The organism is Agromyces lapidis (assembly GCF_009749405.1).
Taxonomy (GTDB): Bacteria; Actinomycetota; Actinomycetes; order Actinomycetales; family Microbacteriaceae; genus Agromyces; species Agromyces lapidis.
Genome location: NZ_WBIQ01000006.1, coordinates 91,170 through 110,508, shown reverse-complemented (window position 1 = coordinate 110,508; position 19,339 = coordinate 91,170). Strand labels below are relative to the sequence as shown.

Sequence of the window (19,339 nt, the reverse complement as noted above, 5' to 3'; positions counted from 1 at the left end):
CGAGCACGGATGCCACGAGCCTCAGTCGACACCCACTGCCCGTATTGCGCGCTGCAGTGCGCGATGACGCTCGGCGAGCCGGATGCCTCGGCGTCGCCCTCGTCGACGGCGCCGGTGAGCGTCACCGCTCGCGACTTCCCGACGAATCGCGGGGGCCTCTGCAAGAAGGGGTGGACCTCCGCCGAACTGCTCGGCACCGCCTCGCGGCTGCGGGTGCCGCTCGTGCGTGGCGCGGACGGCGAGCTCGCGGAGGCGAGCTGGGACGAGGCGCTCGATCTCGTCGCGAGTCGGCTGCGAGGCATCCGCGACGAGTACGGCGCCGACGCCGTCGGCGTCTTCGGCGGCGGCGGGCTCACGAACGAGAAGGCCTACCTGCTCGGCAAGTTCGCGAGGCTCGCCCTCGGGACGAGCCGAATCGACTACAACGGCCGCTACTGCATGTCGTCGGCCGCCGCCGCGGGCAACCGGGCCTTCGGCGTCGATCGGGGGCTGCCGTTCCCGGTCGAGGACCTGGACGCGGCCGATACCGTCCTCCTCCTCGGGTCGAACGTGGCGGCGACCATGCCCCCCTTCATCGGGCACCTCGCCGGCGCGCAGTCCGCCGGCGGGCTCGTGGTCGTCGACCCGCGCCGCACCGCGACCGCGCGACTGACCGACGACGGGCAGGGCCTCCACCTGCAGCCGGCGCCCGGCACCGACCTCGTGCTGCTCCTCGGCCTCATCCACCAGGTCGTCGCCGAGCGGCTCGTCGACGCCGACTACCTCGAACGGCGCACGATCGGGTACGCGGCGCTCCGGCGGTCGGTGTCGAGCTGGTGGCCGGAGCGCGTGCAGTCGGTCACCGGCGTGCCCGCGACGGCGCTGCGGCGCCTCGCCCGGCGCCTCGCCGCCGGCGGAAACACGTTCATCCTCACCGGGCGCGGCGTCGAGCAGCACGTCGACGGCACCGACACCGCCACGGCCGCGATCAACCTCGCGCTGCTGCTGGGGCTTCCCGGGCGCCCCGGCAGCGGCTACGGCACGCTGACCGGTCAGGGCAACGGGCAGGGCGGGCGCGAGCACGGGCAGAAATGCGATCAGCTGCCCGGATACCGCAAGATCACCGACCCGGCCGCACGCGCCCACGTGGCCCGCGTCTGGGGCGTCGAGCCCGAGGCGATCCCCGGCCCGGGGCTGCCCGCGGTCGAGCTGCTGCAGTCGCTCGGCCGCGACGGCGGCGTGCGAGCACTCCTCGTGCACGGCTCGAACCTCGTCGTCTCCTCGCCGAACGTCGCCGCGGTGCGCGACGGGCTCGCCTCGCTCGAGCTGCTCGTGGTCTGCGACTTCGTGCGCTCGGAGACGGCGGCGCTCGCCGACGTCGTGCTGCCCGTGCGCCAGTGGGCCGAGGAGGAGGGCACGATGACCTCGCTCGAAGGACGCGTGCTGCGACGACGCCGGGCGATCGAGCCGCCCGAGGGCACGCGCGACGAGCTCTGGGTGCTGGCCGAGCTCGCCCGGCGGCTCGAATGCCCGGCGACGTTCGACACCGATCCCGAACGGGTCTTCGAAGAGCTGAGGCTCGCGTCGGAGGGCGGCCTCGCCGACTACTCGGGCATCGACTACGCGATGCTCGATCGGGGCGAGGCCGCGTACTGGCCGTTCCCGCGTGGCGGCACCGGCACCCCGCGGCTCTTCGACGAGCGCTTCGCGCACGCCGACGGCCTGGCCAGGCTCGTGCCGGTCTCGGTGCGCCCGGCCGTGCTCGAGGGCCCCGCCCCCGACGAACTCACCCTCGTGACCGGTCGGCTGCTCGAGCACTACCAGAGCGGGGCGCAGACGCGGCTCGTGCCCGAGCTGCTCGCCGCCGAGCCCGAGTTGCGTGCGTCGATCCACCCCGCGACCGCCGAACGGCTCGGCATCGCCGACGGCGAGCTCGTCGAAGTCGAGAACGCACGCGGTCGCGTCTGCTGCCCGGCGCTGCTCACGACCGAGGTGCGGGTCGAGACGGTGTTCCTGCCGTTCCACTTCGGCGACGACCGGGCGGCGAACCTCTTGACGAGCGACCTCGTCGACCCCGTGTCGGCCATGCCCGAGTTCAAGACGAACCGCGTGCGGCTGCGCCCCGCTGCCCGCCCCGCAGGCCGCCTCGCAGAAGCCGGAGCCCCGATATGACCGTGCAGCGCATCGTCCTCCTCGGGTACGGACCGGTCGGCGCACGCTTCGTCGAGGAGCTGCTGCCGGCCGTCGCCGATGGCTCGCTCGAGCTGACGGTCGTCGGCGGTGAGCCGGTCGAGGCGTACAACCGCGTGCTCGTCGCCGAGTACGCGGTCGGCGGCACCGAGCTCGACGCGATGCTCGTCGGCGATCGGGCGGCGGCCGAGGCCGCCGGCGTCAGGATGCGGCTCGGCGTCACCGCCCGCGCGATCGACCGCGACGCCCGCACGGTCAAGCTCGAGACGGGCGAGCACCTCGGCTACGACCGGCTCGTGCTCGCGACGGGCGCCCGCGCGAACGTGCCGACCCTCGACGGCGTCGAGCGCCGCAGGCGCGACCTCGTCTCGCTCGAGAAGTACGCCGACGCGCTCGTCGGCCGTGACGACGAACTGCCGGCGGGCATCACGGCATTGCGCGACCTCGCCGACGCCGAACGGGTGCTCGCGGCGGTGCGCTCGCGGCGCCGGATCATCGTGCTCGGCGCCGGCGTACTCGGGCTCGAACTGGCGCTCGCCGCCGCGCACGCGGGCGCCGAGGTCTGCGTCGTGCACCACGGACCGCACCCGATGCCCCGCAACCTCGACCGCGGCGCCGGGCTCGTGCTCCGTGCCGGGCTCCGACGCACCGGTGTCACCGTCGTCGCGAACTCGCGCGCCGAGGCGGTCGGCTTCCGCGACGAGGCCGACGGCTCACGATCGTTCGACCAGCTCGTCACGGCCGACGGCAAGCAGCTCCGGGGCGACCTGCTCGTGCTCTCGTGCGGCGTCGGCGCCCGAACCGAGCTCGCGACCCTCGCCGGGCTCCGCACCGCGTCCGGCATCGTCGTGAACCCGTGGCTCGCCTCCTGGAGCGACCCCGCGGTCTTCGCCATCGGCGACTGCGCGCAGGTCGTCGAACGCACCGAGGAGAACTCGCTCGAACGCACCCTGCCCGGCGCCCCGTCCGGTCTCATCGGACCCGGCTGGCGGCAGGCCGACTGGCTCGCGGCGAGCTTCGCGGCCGAGGCCCGCGGCGAGGCATCCGCCGATTCGATCGCCGGCGGCGCCGGCCCCTCGTCACACGGCGAGCGCACTGCGCCGCCCGCCGAACGCGAGCCGATCGTCATGCTGAAGGCCGAGCACCTCGATGTCGTCGCGGTCGGCGACGTCGGGCCCGAGCCGTGGGACGAGGACCCCAGGAACCCGCAGCGCCGGGTGGCCCAGTGGGCCGACCCCGAGCACCACCGTTACGTGAAGATGGTCACCGAGGGCGGGGTGCTCACGGCGTTCGCGAGCGTCGGGATGCCCCGCACCGCCGCCGAGCTGACCCTGCTCTTCGAGCGCCGGGCCGAACTGCCGGCGGACCGCTCCCTGCTCCTCCGCTTCGACGGACCCGACGACGACCCGACGGCGTCGGGCGACGCGTTCGCCCCCACCGCGACCGTGTGCTGGTGCAACGGCGTCACGGTGGAGCGCATCGAGGCCGCGGCGGCGAGCGGCAGCACCACGGTCGAGTGCGTGGGGCGCGACACCCGCGCCGGCACCGGCTGCGGCGGCTGCAAGGGGCGGATCGCCGAGGTGCTCGCGCGCGCGGCGGCAGGAGCGAACGACGTCGCACCCATCGGCGAGCCCGACGACGCCACCAGTCTCACGGGCTGATCGTCGCGGGACGCACCCGCCGGTTGTCGCGCACGCCCGAATGCGTCGCCCCGACGCGCCTACGCCGTGATCCGGTGCGCAGCGTCGGCGGCCGCCCGATAGCGTTCGAGCACGAGCGCGACGAGTTCAGCGGGAGCCGGCTCGCCGGGCAGGAGTAGCGGGTCCGCCACGACCTCGGCCCCCGAGGTCGCCGCCGCGTCGGAGAATGCGCCGGGCGCCAGCAGGTAGGGGACGACCGCGATCCGCTCCCCCGGGTGCACCTCGCGGATCATCTCGATCGCGTCGGGCAGCCGCGGGATCGCCGCGGCGATGAACCCGACCGTGACCGAGCGGCCGAGCCTGAGGCCCAACCGGCGAGCCGTCTCGAAGCACTCCCGGACTGCGCGGGGATCGTTCGAGCCCGCGGCGGCGAGCACGACGGCGTCGTCGCGCTCGAGGCCCGCGAGCGCGAGCCGGCGCGCGAGCACCTCGACGATGCGGTCGTCGGGCCCGAGCGCCTCGGCCAGTCCCGCATCCGCTCCGAGCCGTTCGAGCCCGAGCGAGAGCCCGGTGCGCACGTGGAACCCCGCCGACAGCACGAGCGGCACGATCACCGGCGCGGGGCCGCCGCCGACGAGGCCGACCGCGAGGTCGCCGTCGCGGGCGTCGACGAAGCTGATGGCGACGTCGAGTTCGGGCCTGGCCGAGGCGACGCCGTCGACGAGGCGCATGATCGCCTCCCGGTTGGCCCCGGATGGCGCGCCGTGCGTCACCGCGACGAGGCGGAGCGGCATCGATGCGGAGTCGAGCGGGGCCGGAACTGCACTCGTGACCATGCTCCGACCCGCGCTCTCCGGCGGGGGAATCGGTGGTGCCCGCCGATTCGACGGTATGGAGCGGGTGTTACGGGGCGGCGAGCCGGATGTTTCGGGCGCGTGAAGAACGCCTCACGCGCTCGCGCCGTCGGGCCCGTCTGCGAGCAGCTCGGGCCGCACGCGGCGGGTGCGTTCGAGCTGCTGCTCGTGCCGCCAGGCCGCGACCGCGCCGTGGTTGCCCGAGCGCAGCACCGGCGGCACCTCGAGGCCCCGCCACTCGGCGGGCTTCGTGTAGCTCGGATACTCGAGCAGGCCGTTCTCGTGCGACTCCTCGACGAGCGACTCGGGGTTGCCGACCACGCCGGGCACGAGACGGCCCGCCGCCTCGATCATCGCCATGACGGCGACCTCGCCGCCGTTCAGCACGTAGTCGCCGAGCGAGATGAGCCGCACGCGCATGCGCGTCGAGTAGTGGTCGACGACGCGCTGGTCGATGCCCTCGTAGCGTCCGCAGGCGAACACGAGGTGCTGCTCTTCGGCGAGTTCACGGGCGATCGCCTGCGTGAACGGCTCGCCGGCGGGCGAGGGCACGATGAGCAGGGCATCGGATGCCTCGTCGCCGACGATCGAGTCGAGGGCCTCGCCCCACGGCTCGGGCTTCATGACCATGCCCGCACCGCCGCCGTACGGCGTGTCGTCGACGGTGCGGTGTCGGTCGCGCGTGAAGTCGCGCAGGTCGTGCGCGGTGACCTCGAGGAGGCCGGACTCGCGCGCCTTGCCGAGGAGCGACAGGTCGAGCACCGAGAAGAACTCGGGAAAGATCGTGACGATGTCGACGCGCATCGGCAGGCCCTACTCGGCGGGCGCGTCGCCGTCGCCGGCGGGCGCGGCCGCGTTATCGGCCGACGCGCTCTCGGCGAGCTCCTCGAAGAGCCCGGCCGGCGGGGTGACCGTGAGGGTGCCTGCGGCGAGGTCGACCTCGGGCACGATCGCGGAGACGAACGGCACCATGACGTCGCGACCGCCGGGACGCTCCTCGTCGACGCGGACGATCAGAAGGTCTTGCGCGGGAAGGTGCTCGACGTGGACGACCTCGCCGATCCGGCCGCCGTCGCGGAGCACGGCGAGCCCGATGAGCTGGTGGTCGTACCAGGCGTCGTCTTCAGGATCCTCGTCGTCGACCTGGTCGACCCAGAGGATGGCCTTCAGCAGGGTCTCGGCCGCGGTGCGATCGTCGACTCCCTCGAAGAACCCGACCGGCTGCCCGTTGTACCAGCGCACCTCGCGGAGCGTCAGGTGCCGGCCGTGCCACGGCGAGTCCTTGGGGACCTGCAGCGAGAACACCGCGCCGGGGACGAAGCGACGCTCGGGGTCGTCGGTGTAGAGCTCGAGCTTGATCGCGCCCTTCAGACCGTGCGCCTTCGTGAGGCGCCCGACCCGGAGCTGCGTACCCGGTGAGTCGGCCACGTCAGTCGTCGGTGTCGACGACGTCGACACGCACACGGCGGCCATCGGCCAGCGCGGTCACGAGCGTGCGGAGCGCCTTGGCCGTGCGGCCGGCGCGTCCGATGACGCGACCGAGGTCCTCGGGGTTCACGTGAACCTCGAGGACCTCGCCGCGTGCGCTCGACGCGGAGACGACCTTCACGTCGTCAGGGTGATCGACGATCCCCTTGACGAGGTGTTCGAGCGCGGACTGGAGCAAGGCTTACGCCTCGTCCGTCGCGGTCTCCGCAGCCTCGGCCTCGGCCTCGGCGGGGGCCTCTTCGGCCTTGGGTGCCGGCTTCTCGGCCTTGGGCTTCAGCACCGGCTTCTTCTTCTCGTCGGCGACGAACTCGACCTTGGCGGCCTTCGTCTGCACCGTCGAGACGGCGTTCGCGTCGCCCTTGAACTTGCCCCAGTCGCCCGTGAGCTTGAGGATGGCGGTGACCTGCTCGGTCGGCTGCGCGCCGACGGAGAGCCAGTACTGGGCACGCTCCGAGTCGACCTCGATGAACGAGGGCTGCTCGGTGGGGTGGTACTTGCCGATCTCCTCGATCACACGACCGTCGCGCTTGGTGCGCGAGTCGGCGACGACGATGCGGTAGTACGGCGCACGGATCTTGCCGAGACGCTTGAGACGGATCTTGACAGCCACGATTCTCCTGAATGTGTAGAAAGGTTGAACCGATCGCCTGGAGCGTGGGGTGCACACCCGGCGGAAGCTCGAAATGGTCGGACCACGGCCTGATAGAGGGTCGGGCGGCGATCCAACCCCCTATTCTGCCAGATTCGGCGGGCGCCCGCGAACCGGGGCAGCGTCGGCGCGTCAGTGCAGCCCCGCCATCCAGCGCTCGATGCCGTCGGCGTCGATGGGCAGCCCCGCCGAGAGCACCTCGCTGCCGTCGGCGGTGACCACGAGGTCGTCCTCGAGGCGCACCCCGACGCCGCGGAGCTCGGGCGGAAGCGTCTCGTCGAAGGCGTGGAAATAGAGCCCCGGCTCGACGGTCAGCACCATGCCGGGGCGCATCTTCGCCCCCTGGTAGGCCGCGTGGCTCGCCGTCGAGCAGTCGTGCACATCGATGCCGAGGTGGTGCCCGACCCCGCACACGATGTAGCGACGGTGCTGCTGCCCGCCCGGCGAGAGCGCCTCGTCGACCGAGACGGGCAGGAGGCCCCAATCGGCGAGCCCGCGGGCGAGCACCTCCATGCAGGCCGTGTGGAAGTCGGCCCAGTCGCGACCCGGCCCGACCGCCGCGAGGCCCGCGCGGTGCGAACGCTCGACGAGGTCGTGGACCTCGCGCTGCGCCGTACCGAACCGCCCCGAAGCGGGCAGGGTGCGCGTGACGTCCGCGGTGTAGCCCGAACGGCGTTCGACGCCGAGGTCGAGCAGCAGCAGGGCCTCGGGGTCGACCTCGCACTCCGCACGCACCCAGTGCAGGATGGGCGCGTGCGCGCCGGACCCGACGATCGACGCGTAGCCCACCCCGGCCCCGAAGGTGCGCGCGTGCCGATCGAAGGTGCCCTGGAGCCAACGCTCGCCGCCGAGGCGCACCGCCTGCGGGATCTCGAGCGCGGTCGCGGCGAACCCGTCGACCGTCGTGTCGACGGCCGCACGCAGCTCGGCGAGCTCCCAGTCGTCCTTGATCATGCGGAGCTCGGCGAGCACCCGGTCGAGCTCCACCGAGCGGGGGCGGGCGCCGAGCGCAGCGGCGGGGCCGGCCGCGGTGGGCGTGCCGGCCAGCAGGGCGTCGCCGGGCAGTTCGAGCTCCTCGAGGCGCCGGGTGCGCACGCCGAGCGCGTCGCCGTACTCGCGGAGGCCGGGCATCGGGCCGACCCAGAGCTCGCCCCGGAGCGGATCCGCGAAGAAGCCGGAGTCGCCCGGACGGAACGGCGCGGGCAGGTAGAGCGTCGCCTCGTGGCCGCCCGCGACCGGTTCGAGCACGAGCACCGCATCGTCGATCGCGGCGCCGACGAGCCAGAGGAAGTCGCTGTCGGCGCGGAACTCGTACGCGTTGTCGTTCACGCGCATGGGCGCCCGGCCCGCGGCGATCGCGAGCACGCGCCCCGGCAGCGCCTCCCCCAGTCGCGCCCGGTGCCGAGCGGCGGCGCCTGAGGCGCCCGACGGGACGACGGGCGTGCGATCGGCCTCGCCCCAGCCCTGGAGCATCCATTCGCTGAAGCCGGTCGCCTCGGCGAGCCGCGGCATGCGCGGATCGGGCTCGGCCGCCTGCGGCATCGATCGTGCGGGCGGCGCCGCCGCTGCGGGCGCGGCGAGTTCGGCGACGGCGTCGGGGGCGTCATTGGTGGTCATCGGGTCTCCTCCCGGCCCGCGGTGCGCGGGCCATCCGTTGCTGGTGCCATGCCGAGGCGCACCTCGAGGGCGGTGAACAGTCGCTCGGCGACGTCGCCCTGGTGCAGGCCGTCGTGCTCGAACTCATTGGTGATCCACGCTTCGAGGGCGCCGACGCGTGCGGCCGTCTCGAGCGAGAGGCCCGCATCGACGTACATGTCGTCGTGGTAGACGGCCGCCTGGACGGGCACCTCGTTCGCGGCGAGACGCGGCAGGTCGTAGAGCGCGATCGGCACGCGGGATTCGGCGAGCAGCTCGACTCCGCGCCGGAAGCCGCGCAGCGCCCGGATCTCCTCGAACATCCACGGGAACACCATCTCACCGGTGAAGCGCAGCGGCCGCGCCGCGGGGTCGAAGTCGGGATGGGCGGTCCTGGCCCGCTCCGCCGCCCACCCGGTCGGCCCCTCTCCGTAGATGCTCTCCTGCAACGCGATGAACAGCGGATTGCGCTCGAAGCCCGTGAGCTGCTGCGCCTCGGCGAGGAAGGTCGTGGACAGGCGCGTCTCCGAGGCATCCGCCCACGCTTCGTCGAACACCCAGTGCACGCGGTCGAAGCCGACCACCATGCCGAAGTCGAAGCCGAGCGTCTGGAGGCGGTGCACCGTCAGCCGGTCGCCGTCGGGCAGCCGGACGTCGCTCGCGGCGAGGTGATCGGCCACCGCGGCGACGCGTTCGCCGAGGTGCGGGAACCTCCGCTCGAAGCGGAGGTTCTTCGCGCGGACGCGCGGGAAGGTGCGCGCGTAGACCGCATCGGCCGAGGGGTCGAGCGACGGCAGTCCTCCGGCGATCGCCGCGGCGACGATCGCCTCAGGGGCGACCGAGAGGTAGTGGAGCGTGAGGAATCCGCCGTAGCTCTGGCCGAGCGTCCACCAGCGCTCGCCGCCATAGTGGGTCGTGCGCACCGCCTCGAGATCGCGCACGATCGAGTCGGCGCGGTGCAGGGCGAGCCGGCGGGCCTGCTCGGCCGCCGGCATCCCCGCGAAGGCCTCGCCGTCGAGCGGTGTGGAGCGCCCCGTCCCCCTCTGGTCGGGCAGCACCACGCGGAACCGCTCGAGCGCGGCCGCGAGGAAGCCGTCGCGGCCGGTCGGCCGGGGAGACTTGCCGCCCGGTCCGCCCTGCAGGTAGACGAGCAGCGGCAAGCGCTCGTGCGCGCGTCGGGCGTCGACGAGCTCGCGCGAGAACACCCGGATCGTCTCGCCCTCGGGGTCGTCCCAGTCGAGCGGGACGTCGGTCCAGAGGTCGCGGGCGACGACGTCCCGACCGACGAGGTAGCCGGAGCCGCTCATCGTGCCGCCGTCCTCACGCGGGAGTCGAGCACGGCGTAGAGCAGGTCGACGACGAGGTTCGCGACGACGACGAAGACGCCGCCGAGCAGCACGATCGCGATCACGACGGGGCGGTCCTGCATCGCGACGCTCGTCACGGCGAGACTGCCGACGCCGAGCAGGCCGAACACCTGCTCGATGACGATCACGCCGCCGAGCATGAGGCCGATGTCGATGCCGAGCTGCGTCACGAGCGGCGGCATCGCGCTGCGGAACGCGTGCGTGTAGGTGATCCGGCGCTCGGTGAGGCCCTTCGCCCGAGCGGTGCGGATGTAGTCCTGGCCGAGCACCTCGAGCATCTGACCTCGGGTGAGGCGCGCGTACACCGCCGCGACGACGAGCGCGAGCGTCGTCCACGGCAGGATCAGGTGCCACGCCCAACCGAGCGGGTCCTGTGCGAACGGCACGTACCCGCCGGGCGGGAACAGGGTCACGCCGGCCTTCGTCGGCAGGAAGTACAGCAGGAAGAGCGCCATCATGCCGAGCACGAAGGTCGGGAAGCTGATGCCGACGATGGCGAAGCCCTGCCCGAAGCGGTCGCGCAGGCTCCCCGGGTGCTTCGCCGAGGCGATGCCGATCGGGATGCCGATTGCGAGCCACAGCACGACGGCGCCGAACACGAGCGACATCGTGACCGGGATGCGCGCGTACAGGAGGTCGGAGACCGGGAGCCCCGAGCGGTACGAGAAACCGATGTCGCCGCGGAGCAGGTTGCCGACGAAGTTCAGGTACTGGACGTAGATCGGCTGGTCGAGACCCAGTTTCACCCGGATCTGGGCCATCAGCTCCTCGGTCGCCTTGTCGCCCGCGATGATGCGGGCGGGGTCGGACGGCGAGACGTAGAAGAGCACGAACACGAACACGCTGAGCAGGAACAGGACGAGCAGGCCGAAGCCCACGCGCGAGAGGATGAAGCGGGTCATGCGCCCTTGCCCCCCTTCGATGCGGCGGGGTCGAGCGCATCGCGCAGGCCGTCGCCGAGCAGGTTGAATGCGAGTGTCAGGGCGAGCAGGGCGCCGCCGGGCACCACGACCATCCACCACGCGATGAGGTAGAGCGAGCCGTTCGCCGCATCGGCGAGCATGTTGCCCCAGCTCGGCGTCGGCGGCACGATGCCGAGTCCGAGGAAGGAGAGCGTCGCCTCGAACACGATCGCCGACGGGATCATGAGCGTGGTGTAGACGATGATCGGCACGACGAGGTTCGGCAGGATGTCGCGGAACATGATCGAGGTGCGCGAGGCACCGAGCGAGCGCGCCGCCTCGACGAACTCGCGGTGGCGCAACGCCATGACCTGGCCCCGGATGACCCGGGCGAGGCCCGTCCAGCTGAAGAAGACGATCACGGCGATCGAGAGCGGCAGGCTCGGCCCGAGCACCGCGACGAGCGCGATCGCGCAGAGCAGGAACGGCACGCTCATGACGAGGTCGGTGATGCGGCTGAGGACGGTGTCGACCGGGCCGCCGAAGAAGCCGGCCACGACGCCGACGACGACCCCGATCATCGAGGCGGCGATCGAGGCGACGACGCCCACGAGCAGCGACACCTGCGCACCGTAGGCGAGTCGGACGAGCACGTCGCGGCCGAGCTGGTCGGCACCGAGCAGGAACTCCGCTGAGGGGCCGACCGGGATTCCGGACGGGCTGAGCCCGGTGTCGCGGAACTGCTCTGTCGGGCCGTGGCCCGTCCACGCGGCGACGAGCGGCGCCCCGATCGCGAAGGCGACGATCAGCAGGATGACCGCGATCGAGCCGATGCTCGCCGGGTCGCGGCGCAGCCGCGCGAAGGTCAGCGACCAGGAACCGCGCAGTTGCACGTCCGCGGCGTTGCGCGCTGCGATCGCCGCGGTCTTCGGCGTCGCGAGCCGCGGCGCCGGTGGCTTGGAGGTCGAGAGGCTCATCGACGCGCCCCCTCGATCGCCCGCTCGGGCAGGAGCACCGGCGCGGGTCCCGCCTCCCTGGGCCGGGCGGCGCGAACGAGCCGTCGCCGGGCCGGCGTGCGCGGGATCTCGGGTGCGGCCGCCGCGAGCAGTCGCTTCGTGAACGGCTGCTGCGGGTCACGGTAGAGCCGATCCGCGTCGTCGAGTTCGATGATGCGTCCGCCCTCCATCACCGCGATGCGGTCGCAGACATGGCGCACGACCGACAGGTCGTGCGAGATGAACAGGTAGGTGAGCCCGAGCGTGCGCTGCAGCTCGTCGAGGAGGTTCAGCACCTGCGCCTGGATCGACACGTCGAGCGCGGAGACGGGCTCGTCGAGGATCACGAGCTCGGGCTTCAGCGCGATCGCGCGGGCGATGCCGATGCGCTGGCGCTGGCCGCCCGAGAACTGCGACGGGAAGCGGTTGTAGTGCTCGGGGTTGAGACCGACGAGTTCCATGAGTTCCTGCACCTCGGCGCGACGCTCCGCGCCCGAGGCGAGCCCGTGGATCCGGAACGGGTCGCCGATGATCGAGCCGACCCGGCGTCGCGGATTGAGCGAGCCGAACGGATCCTGGAACACGACCTGGACGCGACGCCGGAGCGAGCGCCACTCGCGCCGGCCGAGCGTCGAGAGCTCGTGCCCGTCGAAGGTCACGGTGCCCGCGGTCGGCGCGACCAGCCCGGCGATCGCGCGAGCGAGCGTCGTCTTGCCGCAGCCCGACTCGCCGACCAGCCCGAGCGTCTCACCGCGGCGGACCTCGAGCGTGATGTCGTCGAGCACGACGCTGGCCGGGCCGCGCCGCTGCGGGAACGCGAGCCGCAGCGACTCGACGCGGACGATCGAGGCGTCGGCGGCCGGGTCGTCGGAGCGGGCCTCGACCGCGGGCGGCAGTTCGGGCGCCGGCGGTTCGCCGGGTTCTCCCTCGAGCCAGCACGCGACCTCGGTGCCGTCGTCGTAGCGGCGGAGCGGCGGCCGCTCCGAGCAGATCGACATCGCATCGGGGCATCGGGAGGCGAATGCGCAGCCCGACGGCGGTGCGAGCAGGCTCGGCGGCCGACCGGCGATCGGCACGAGCGGGGTGCCCGGTTCGCGGTTGAACGCGGAGGATCGGAGCAGGCCGGCCGTGTAGGGGTGCGCGGGCGAGCAGAGCACGTTCGCGCTCTCGCCGAGCTCCATGCGCCGCCCCGCATACATGACCATGACGCGGTCGGCGACGCGGGCGAGCACCCCGAGGTCGTGGCTGATCATCACGACGGTCGCCCCGAACTCGCGCCGCATCTCGTCGAGCAGGTCGAGGATCTGCGCCTGCACGGTGGAGTCGAGCGCGGTGGTGGGCTCGTCGGCGATGATGAGGGCTGGGCCGAGCGAGAGGGCCATCGCGATCATCACGCGCTGGCGCATCCCGCCCGAGAACTGGTGCGGGTACGCGTCGAACCGCGCCGCGGCGTCGGGGATGCGGACGCGTTCGAGCAGCTCGATCGCCCGCGCCTTCGCAGCCTGCTGCGAGATCTTCTCGTGCGCCCGGATCTGCTCGACGATCTGCCAGCCGACGGTGTACTGGGGGTGCAGGCTCGAGAGCGGGTCCTGGAAGATCATGCCGATCTCACGGCCGCGCACCGAGCGCATCGCCTCGTCGTCGAGTGCGAGCAGGTTGCGACCGCGGAAGTCGACGGTGCCGCTCGTGCGCGCACCGGCGACGAGGCCCATGATCGACTGCACCATCACGGACTTGCCCGAGCCCGACTCGCCGACGATGCCGAAGAACTCGCCCTCGTGCACGGTGAAGGAGACGTCCTGCACGGCGTGCACCGTGCCGTCCTCGGTGGGGATGTCGACGACGAGATTCGAGACCTCGAGAAGCGCCATTGCGTGGTCCTTTCCTCCGAGCGGGGGGGGGGGCCCCCCCCCCCCCCCCCCCCCCCGGGCGGGTGTAGAAGCTACAGAAGCCACCCCGAACCCCACCGCGTGCCGCCCCCGCGAGCCGGCCGTGGGGGGGGCCGTGCCCCCCGCGGGGGGGGCGGGCCCCCGGGCGGCCCGCCCCACGGTTCATGGATGACTCGTGACCTGCGTCAGCCGTTCAGCCAGACGTTGGTCCAGTCCCCGTTCTGGCTCTGCGCGTACTCGACGAATCCGCCGACGCGCTCCGAGTGGTAGTTCGGCTTGAGCCGGTAGGCGATGCTCACCATCGGCGAGTCGGCCATGACCGCCTCGTCGACCTGGTGCCAGAGGTCGCCGGCCTCCTCGGGGGTCGTCGCCGCGAGCGCCTGCTCGGCGAGGGCGTTGGCCGCGTCGCTGTTGTAGTCGACGTAGTTGTAGCTCTGGTGCGTGCCATCGAAGACGAACTGCGGCTGGAAGACGCTGCGCGCGGCGCCGCCCTGCCAGTCGGGCGACCATCCGACGAGCGCGATGTCCCAGGCGCCGGTCGTGGCGTTCTCGGGGTTCGTCATGAAGTTCGCGTAGTAGTCGGTCGGCGGCACCGGGGTGAGCTCGACCGTGATGCCGGCGCGCTCGAGGCTCGCCTGCACCGTCTGCGCGATGTCGGGCTGGGTGCCCACGTTGCGGTACGGCAGCTTGAGGGTGATGCCGTCGGGGAACCCGGCCTCGGCGAGCAGCTGCTTCGCCTTCTCGGGGTCGCCCTTGCCGTCGTTCGCGGGGTACGGGTCGTACTCCTCGTAGCCGAGGATGCCGGGCCCGAAGATGCCGTTGGTGACGCCGGCGAGCTCCTCGCCGCCCATCGTCTGGACGACCGCGGTCTTGTCGACCGCGTACTGCAGCGCCTGGCGCAGCTTCAGGTCGGCGAGCGCGCCGCCGTTGTTCGGCGACTTCGTGTTGATCCACATGAACTGGTCGACGCCGCCGTTCTCCATGGTGGAGAGCTTGTCGTCGTTCTGCGCCTTGAGCTGCTGGATGTTCGCGGGGCTCGGCGAGAGGTCGAAGAGCAGGTCGGCGGAGCCGGCCTGCAGCTGCTGCATCGCGGCGTCGCCCTCGACGCCCATCGTCATCTCGATCGAGTCGACGTAGGCCTTGCGCAGCGGGTCGCTGTCGGGGTTCCACGCCTCGTTGCGCTCGAGCACGAGCTTGGCGTCCGGCGTGTAGTCGGCGACCTTGTACGGGCCGGAGGAGACGAAGCTGCGACGGTACTCGGGCGAGTCGGGCAGCTCGTCGAGCGCCTCGATCGGCGCGGGGTCGGCCGCATCGAGCGACAGCATGAACGGGAAGTCGCTCGCGGGCTTCGTGAGCGTGAACACGACGGTGGTGTCGTCGGGCGTCTCGATGCCCGAGATGTCGGTGTTCTCGAGGTACTCGCGCATGGGATCGACCTCGGGGGCGACGGCGGCGAAGCCGGTGCAGAACTCCGCCATGCCCTCGATCAGACCGGTGAAGTACCCGGCGAGGGCGCCCGAGATGAGCGGGTTGCAGAGCCGCTTGATGCCGCGCTCCACGTCGGATGCGACGATCGCGCGCTCGCCGTCGGGGGCGCCCCAGGTGATGCCGTCACGCAGGGTGATGGTGTAGCTCAGCCCGTCGGCGCTGGGCTCGGGCACGGCCTCGGCGAGGTCGGGCTGCAGCACGATGCGCTCGGCGGCGTCGTTGCTCGCCGAATAGCTCAGCAGCGAGCGCGAGATCGAGCGCATGACGTTGTAGGTGGGCACGTACGCGACGAGCTGGGGGTCGAGGTGGTCGACGTCGCCGTTCGCGAGCACCTTGAGCGTGCCGCCGGCCTTGGGTTCACCTCCGCCCGCGGCGTCGTCGGACGATGGCGCGCACGCGGCCAGCGCGAACACCGTGGCGACGGTGAGGGCGGTGGCAGGCACGAGGAGCTTCCGGGACATCGGTCACCTTCGGGTTGATCCGAGCCGCGATACCGGTCAGCACCGCGGATCGCCGGCTGCGACGGGGGCCAGCGGCGCGCCCGGCCTCCGAAATGGGAGGGGCCGGGCGAACCTCGGACGCGCTTCGTCGAACAATCCGCGATGAGTAGCATATTACACATCACGCACTAGGATGTCGATATGACCGATGTCATCGCCGCCATGCGGGTCCTCGATGCGGCGGCGCTCCGCGCCCGCGTCGACCTCCCCCGCGCCATCCGAGCCCTCCAGCATGCGCTCCGAGCCGGGTTCGATCCCGACGACGATCCGCCGCGATCGATCGTCGACGTCCGGCACGGGCAGCTCCTGCTGATGCCGGCCGACCTCGGGCGCTACGCCGGGCAGAAGCTCGCGACCGTCGCTCCCGCGAACCCCGAGCGGGGCCTCGAGCGCATCCAGGCCGTCTACATCGTGCTCGACGCCGAGACCCTCTCGCCCGTCGCCCTCCTCGACGGCACCGAGCTCACGAACCTGCGCACCCCCGCCATGTCGGCCGCGATGCTCGACCTCGTGGCCGAGCCCGACGCGTCGAGCGTCGTCGTGTTCGGCACCGGCCCACAGGGCGTCCGCCACGTCGAGGCGATGCGCGCCATCCGCCCGATCGAGCGGGTGCGCTTCGTCGGCCGCGATCCGGAGCGGGCCGAACGCGCGGTGGCCGCATTCGCGGCATCCGGCCTCGATGTCGCCGTCGGCACCGCCGCCGACGTCGCCGACGCCGACCTCGTGGTGTGCGCGACGACCGCGCGCGAACCCCTCTTCGACGCCGCCCTCGTGCGCGAGGGCACCGCGCTCGTCGCGGTCGGCTCGCACGAGCGCGACGCGCGCGAGCTGCCCGGCGCGCTCCTCGGGCGCGCGCAGGTGATCGTGGAGACCGATCGGGTGGCGCGCACGGAGGCCGGGGATGTGATCCTGGCCGTCGCGGAGGGGCACCTCTCCCCCGGCGACGTCGTGCCGATGGCGCGGATCGCGACCGGGGACGTCGCCGTGGCGCGGGATCGTCCGCGGGTCGTGAAGACGTGCGGCATGGGCTGGCAGGACCTCGCGGTCGCACAGGCCGCGCTCGAGGAGGAGGGCGCGTGATGCGTTGGAGCACCGAGGACTGGCACACCGCCGGCGAACCGTTCCGGATCGTCGAGGGCGTCGCGACCGAGGGCCGGACCGTGGCCGAGCGGCGGGTGCACGCGATGACCGGCGAACCGGATGCCGTGCGCCGCTTCCTCTGCCTTGAGCCGCGCGGCCACGACGACATGTACGGCGGCTTCATCACGCCGCCCGACGACGACGGCGCCGACTTCGGCGTGCTGTTCTGGCACAAGGACGGGTTCTCGACCGCGTGCGGGCACGGCACGATGGCACTCGGCGCCTGGGCGGTCGCAAGCGGTCGCATCGCCGCACCCGACGACGGCGAGGCGGTCGTCACGATCGACGTGCCGAGCGGACGGGTGCAGGCGCGGGTGCAGCGCGAACACGGCCGCACGACGGGCGTCGTGTTCCGCAACGTCGCCTCCCGCGTCCTCGCGCGGGCGATCCCGCTCTCGACGAGCCGCGGCGAGGTGCTCGTCGACCTCGTCTTCGGCGGCGCCGTCTACGCGACGCTCCCTGCCTCATCGCTCGGGCTCGAGGTCGCCCCGGCCGACACGACCGAGCTCATCCGCCTCGGTCGCGAGATCAAGTGGGCGCTGAACGACCACCCCGCGGCGCGACTCGACGACGACCGCCTCTCGGGCGTCTACGGCACGATCCTCGTCGACGAGCTCGGCCGCACCGAGTCGGGCCCGTGGCAACGCAACGTGACGGTCTTCGCCGACGGCGAGGTCGACCGCAGCCCCTGCGGCTCGGGCACCGCCTCGCGCGTCGCCCTCCTCGCGCACACGGGCGAGCTCGCCGACGGCGAGACGCTGACGCACGACTCCATCATCGGCACCCGCTTCCTCGCCCGGGTCGCCGAGCGCACCGAGGCCGGAGTGATCCCCGAGGTCGCCGGCCAGGCGTACCGCGTCGGCCGCTGCGAGTTCGAGCTCGATCCGGCCGACCCGCTCGCCGAGGGCTTCAGCCTGCGCTGACCGCCCGCGCCCGTCGCCTCGTGCATCGCACGGATTCAGGAACACGAACGCCGCTCAGGACGATCCACGAGATTCCGTCCTGAGCGGCGTTCGTGTTCCTGAAACGGTGGGGTCACGGGTACGAACGACGACGACGGATGCCCCGGGGCCTCGCCCGCGGCATCCGTCGCCGTGTTCCGTGCTCAGTGCACGCCGGTGAGACTCCCCCACCCGCTCGAACGGCCCGCGGCGCTGCGCCGCTGCGGCACCCCCCAGGGGTTGTCGTCGCGGAGCGGCGCGGGCAGCAGCGCCTGCGGCGCGTTCTGGTAGGCGACGCCGCGCAGGAACCGGGTGATCGCCGCGGTGCCGACGCTCGTCGCGTCGCTCGTGGTCGCCGGGTAGGGTCCGCCGTGCTGCATCGCGCTCGTGACCGACACACCGGTCGGCCAGCCGCCGAACAGCACGCGGCCGCTCGTCTCGGCGAGCGCGTCGACGAGATCGGCGAGACCGCCGCCCGCGAGCTCGGCGTCGCTCGCATGCAGGGTCGAGGTGAGGTTGCCGGGGAACAGCTCGCGCTGCACCTCGGGCAACTCGGCTGCGTCGTCGTAGCGGACGATGATCGAGAGCGGGCCGAACGACTCCTCGAGCAGTTCGTCGCGGTGCTCGCGCAGGGTCGCGAGGTCGACCTCGACCACGGTGGGCGTCGCGAAACGCTGCTCGGCGTCGTCGACGCGCACCGCGCCCTCGGCGAGCACGGTGACGCCGGGGGCGCCGAGCACGGCGGTGCGGCGCTCCTCGAATGCGCGGCCGATACCCGGGTTCAGCAGGCGGTGCTCGGCGAGCGTGGCTGCGGTCTCGCCGACGGCGCCGAGCGCGGCCCCGCGCGGCACGAAGAGGAAGCCGGGCTTGGTGCACAGCTGCCCCGCCGATCCCGAGACCGACGCGAGGAAGCCCTGGAGAAGTTCGGGGTCCTCCGACACCGCGCCCGCCGTCGCGTAGACGGGGTTCACGCTGCCGAGCTCGCCGAAGAACGGGATGGGGCGCGGCCGCGACGCGGCGACGTCGGCGAGGAGCCGCCCCACATGCGTCGACCCGGTGAAGGCGCCGGCGCGGATGCGGTCGTCCTTCAGGAGCGCGACCCCCGCCTGCTGCCCCGCGACCACCTGGAAGACGCCGTCGGGCATGCCCGCCCCGGCGAGCGCGGCGGCGACGACCTCGCCGGTGCGCCGCGAGAGCTCGGGATGCCCCGAGTGCGCCTTCACGATGAGGGGGCACCCGGCCGCGAGCGCCGCGGCCGAGTCGCCGCCGGCGACCGAGAAGGCGAAGGGGAAGTTCGACGCGGCGAAGTTCAGCACCGGGCCCACGGGCTCGAGCACGCGCCGCACGTCGGGCCGCGGCCCGATCACGTACTCGGGGTCGGCGTCGTCGATGCGCGCGTCGAGGTAGCCGCCGTCGACGATCACCTCCGCGAACAGCCGCAGCTGGTTGGTGGTGCGGCGCACCTCGCCCGTGAGGCGCGCCTCGGTGAGGCCGGTCTCGCGCATCGCGATGGCGATGAGCTCGGCGGATGCCGCGTCGAGCGCGTCGGCGACGGCGACGAGTGCGGCGGCGCGCTCGCGCGGCGGTGTCTCGGCGAAGGGTCGCGCGGCGCGCGCGGCGCGCGCGGCGACGTCGTCGAGGTCGATCTCGGTGGTCATGCGTGGGTCTCCAACTGGTCGTAT

General features: G+C 72.7%; 16 protein-coding genes. 4 read left to right on the top strand and 12 right to left on the bottom strand.

The features are described 5' to 3' along the window. Positions 1 to 9: 9 nt before the first annotated feature. Both GQQ93_RS09560 and GQQ93_RS09555 read left to right on the top strand, forming a co-directional pair. A complete protein-coding gene (locus GQQ93_RS09560) occupies positions 10 to 2,151 on the top strand; it encodes a molybdopterin oxidoreductase family protein (protein ID WP_157424016.1) in 2,142 nt (713 codons plus the stop codon). After that, on the top strand, positions 2,148 to 3,830 hold the full coding sequence (locus GQQ93_RS09555; RefSeq protein WP_157424015.1) for an FAD-dependent oxidoreductase: 1,683 nt from the start codon (positions 2,148 to 2,150) through the stop codon (positions 3,828 to 3,830). The genes GQQ93_RS09560 and GQQ93_RS09555 overlap by 4 nt, the downstream gene beginning before the upstream one ends. 59 nt (positions 3,831 to 3,889) lie before the next feature. Here the strand turns inward: GQQ93_RS09555 and GQQ93_RS09550 are convergent, their stop codons facing one another. From GQQ93_RS09550 to GQQ93_RS09500, 11 genes are all read right to left on the bottom strand, one after another. Continuing rightward, entirely contained in the window at positions 3,890 to 4,645 is a 756-nt protein-coding gene (locus tag GQQ93_RS09550; RefSeq protein WP_246192253.1) for a sirohydrochlorin chelatase, read from the bottom strand. A 111-nt stretch (positions 4,646 to 4,756) separates the two neighbouring features. Continuing rightward, positions 4,757 to 5,467 carry a tRNA (guanosine(37)-N1)-methyltransferase TrmD gene (gene trmD, locus GQQ93_RS09545; RefSeq protein ID WP_157424014.1) on the bottom strand — a complete coding sequence of 237 codons (711 nt, stop codon included), beginning with the start codon at positions 5,465 to 5,467 and terminating at the stop codon, positions 4,757 to 4,759. Between the two features lie 9 nt (positions 5,468 to 5,476). Continuing rightward, positions 5,477 to 6,136: a ribosome maturation factor RimM gene (gene rimM, locus GQQ93_RS09540; protein ID WP_157424013.1), complete on the bottom strand. Its 660-nt coding sequence runs from the start codon at positions 6,134 to 6,136 to the stop codon at positions 5,477 to 5,479. Beyond that, on the bottom strand, positions 6,093 to 6,329 hold the full coding sequence (locus GQQ93_RS09535) for an RNA-binding protein (protein ID WP_056651189.1): 237 nt from the start codon (positions 6,327 to 6,329) through the stop codon (positions 6,093 to 6,095). Before GQQ93_RS09535 ends, rimM begins: the two co-directional genes overlap by 44 nt. Positions 6,330 to 6,332: 3 nt before the next feature. Continuing rightward, complete coding sequence (rpsP, locus tag GQQ93_RS09530) at positions 6,333 to 6,761, bottom strand: 30S ribosomal protein S16 (protein WP_157424012.1); 429 nt, start codon at positions 6,759 to 6,761, stop codon at positions 6,333 to 6,335. 171 nt (positions 6,762 to 6,932) lie between these two features. Next, a complete protein-coding gene (locus GQQ93_RS09525; protein WP_246192251.1) occupies positions 6,933 to 8,417 on the bottom strand; it encodes an aminopeptidase P family protein in 1,485 nt (494 codons plus the stop codon). Further along, on the bottom strand, positions 8,414 to 9,742 hold the full coding sequence (locus tag GQQ93_RS09520) for an alpha/beta fold hydrolase (protein ID WP_157424011.1): 1,329 nt from the start codon (positions 9,740 to 9,742) through the stop codon (positions 8,414 to 8,416). Before GQQ93_RS09520 ends, GQQ93_RS09525 begins: the two co-directional genes overlap by 4 nt. Further along, positions 9,739 to 10,704: an ABC transporter permease gene (locus GQQ93_RS09515; protein WP_157424010.1), complete on the bottom strand. Its 966-nt coding sequence runs from the start codon at positions 10,702 to 10,704 to the stop codon at positions 9,739 to 9,741. Before GQQ93_RS09515 ends, GQQ93_RS09520 begins: the two co-directional genes overlap by 4 nt. Further along, positions 10,701 to 11,681 carry an ABC transporter permease gene (locus tag GQQ93_RS09510; protein ID WP_157424009.1) on the bottom strand — a complete coding sequence of 327 codons (981 nt, stop codon included), beginning with the start codon at positions 11,679 to 11,681 and terminating at the stop codon, positions 10,701 to 10,703. The genes GQQ93_RS09515 and GQQ93_RS09510 overlap by 4 nt, the downstream gene beginning before the upstream one ends. Beyond that, positions 11,678 to 13,570, bottom strand: coding sequence for a dipeptide ABC transporter ATP-binding protein (locus GQQ93_RS18200; RefSeq protein ID WP_157424008.1), 1,893 nt, complete (start codon positions 13,568 to 13,570; stop codon positions 11,678 to 11,680). Before GQQ93_RS18200 ends, GQQ93_RS09510 begins: the two co-directional genes overlap by 4 nt. Positions 13,571 to 13,773: 203 nt before the next feature. Next, positions 13,774 to 15,537, bottom strand: coding sequence for an ABC transporter substrate-binding protein (locus tag GQQ93_RS09500; RefSeq protein ID WP_157424007.1), 1,764 nt, complete (start codon positions 15,535 to 15,537; stop codon positions 13,774 to 13,776). A 180-nt stretch (positions 15,538 to 15,717) separates the two neighbouring features. Between GQQ93_RS09500 and GQQ93_RS09495 the strand changes: the two genes are divergently transcribed. Both GQQ93_RS09495 and GQQ93_RS09490 read left to right on the top strand, forming a co-directional pair. Further along, positions 15,718 to 16,656, top strand: a complete 939-nt coding sequence (locus GQQ93_RS09495) for an ornithine cyclodeaminase family protein (protein WP_157424006.1) — start codon at positions 15,718 to 15,720, stop codon at positions 16,654 to 16,656. Further along, on the top strand, positions 16,656 to 17,639 hold the full coding sequence (locus GQQ93_RS09490) for a proline racemase family protein (protein ID WP_157424005.1): 984 nt from the start codon (positions 16,656 to 16,658) through the stop codon (positions 17,637 to 17,639). The genes GQQ93_RS09495 and GQQ93_RS09490 overlap by 1 nt, the downstream gene beginning before the upstream one ends. Positions 17,640 to 17,821: 182 nt before the next feature. Here the strand turns inward: GQQ93_RS09490 and GQQ93_RS09485 are convergent, their stop codons facing one another. Then, positions 17,822 to 19,315: an aldehyde dehydrogenase (NADP(+)) gene (locus GQQ93_RS09485; protein WP_157424004.1), complete on the bottom strand. Its 1,494-nt coding sequence runs from the start codon at positions 19,313 to 19,315 to the stop codon at positions 17,822 to 17,824. Between the last annotated feature and the right edge of the window lie 24 nt (positions 19,316 to 19,339).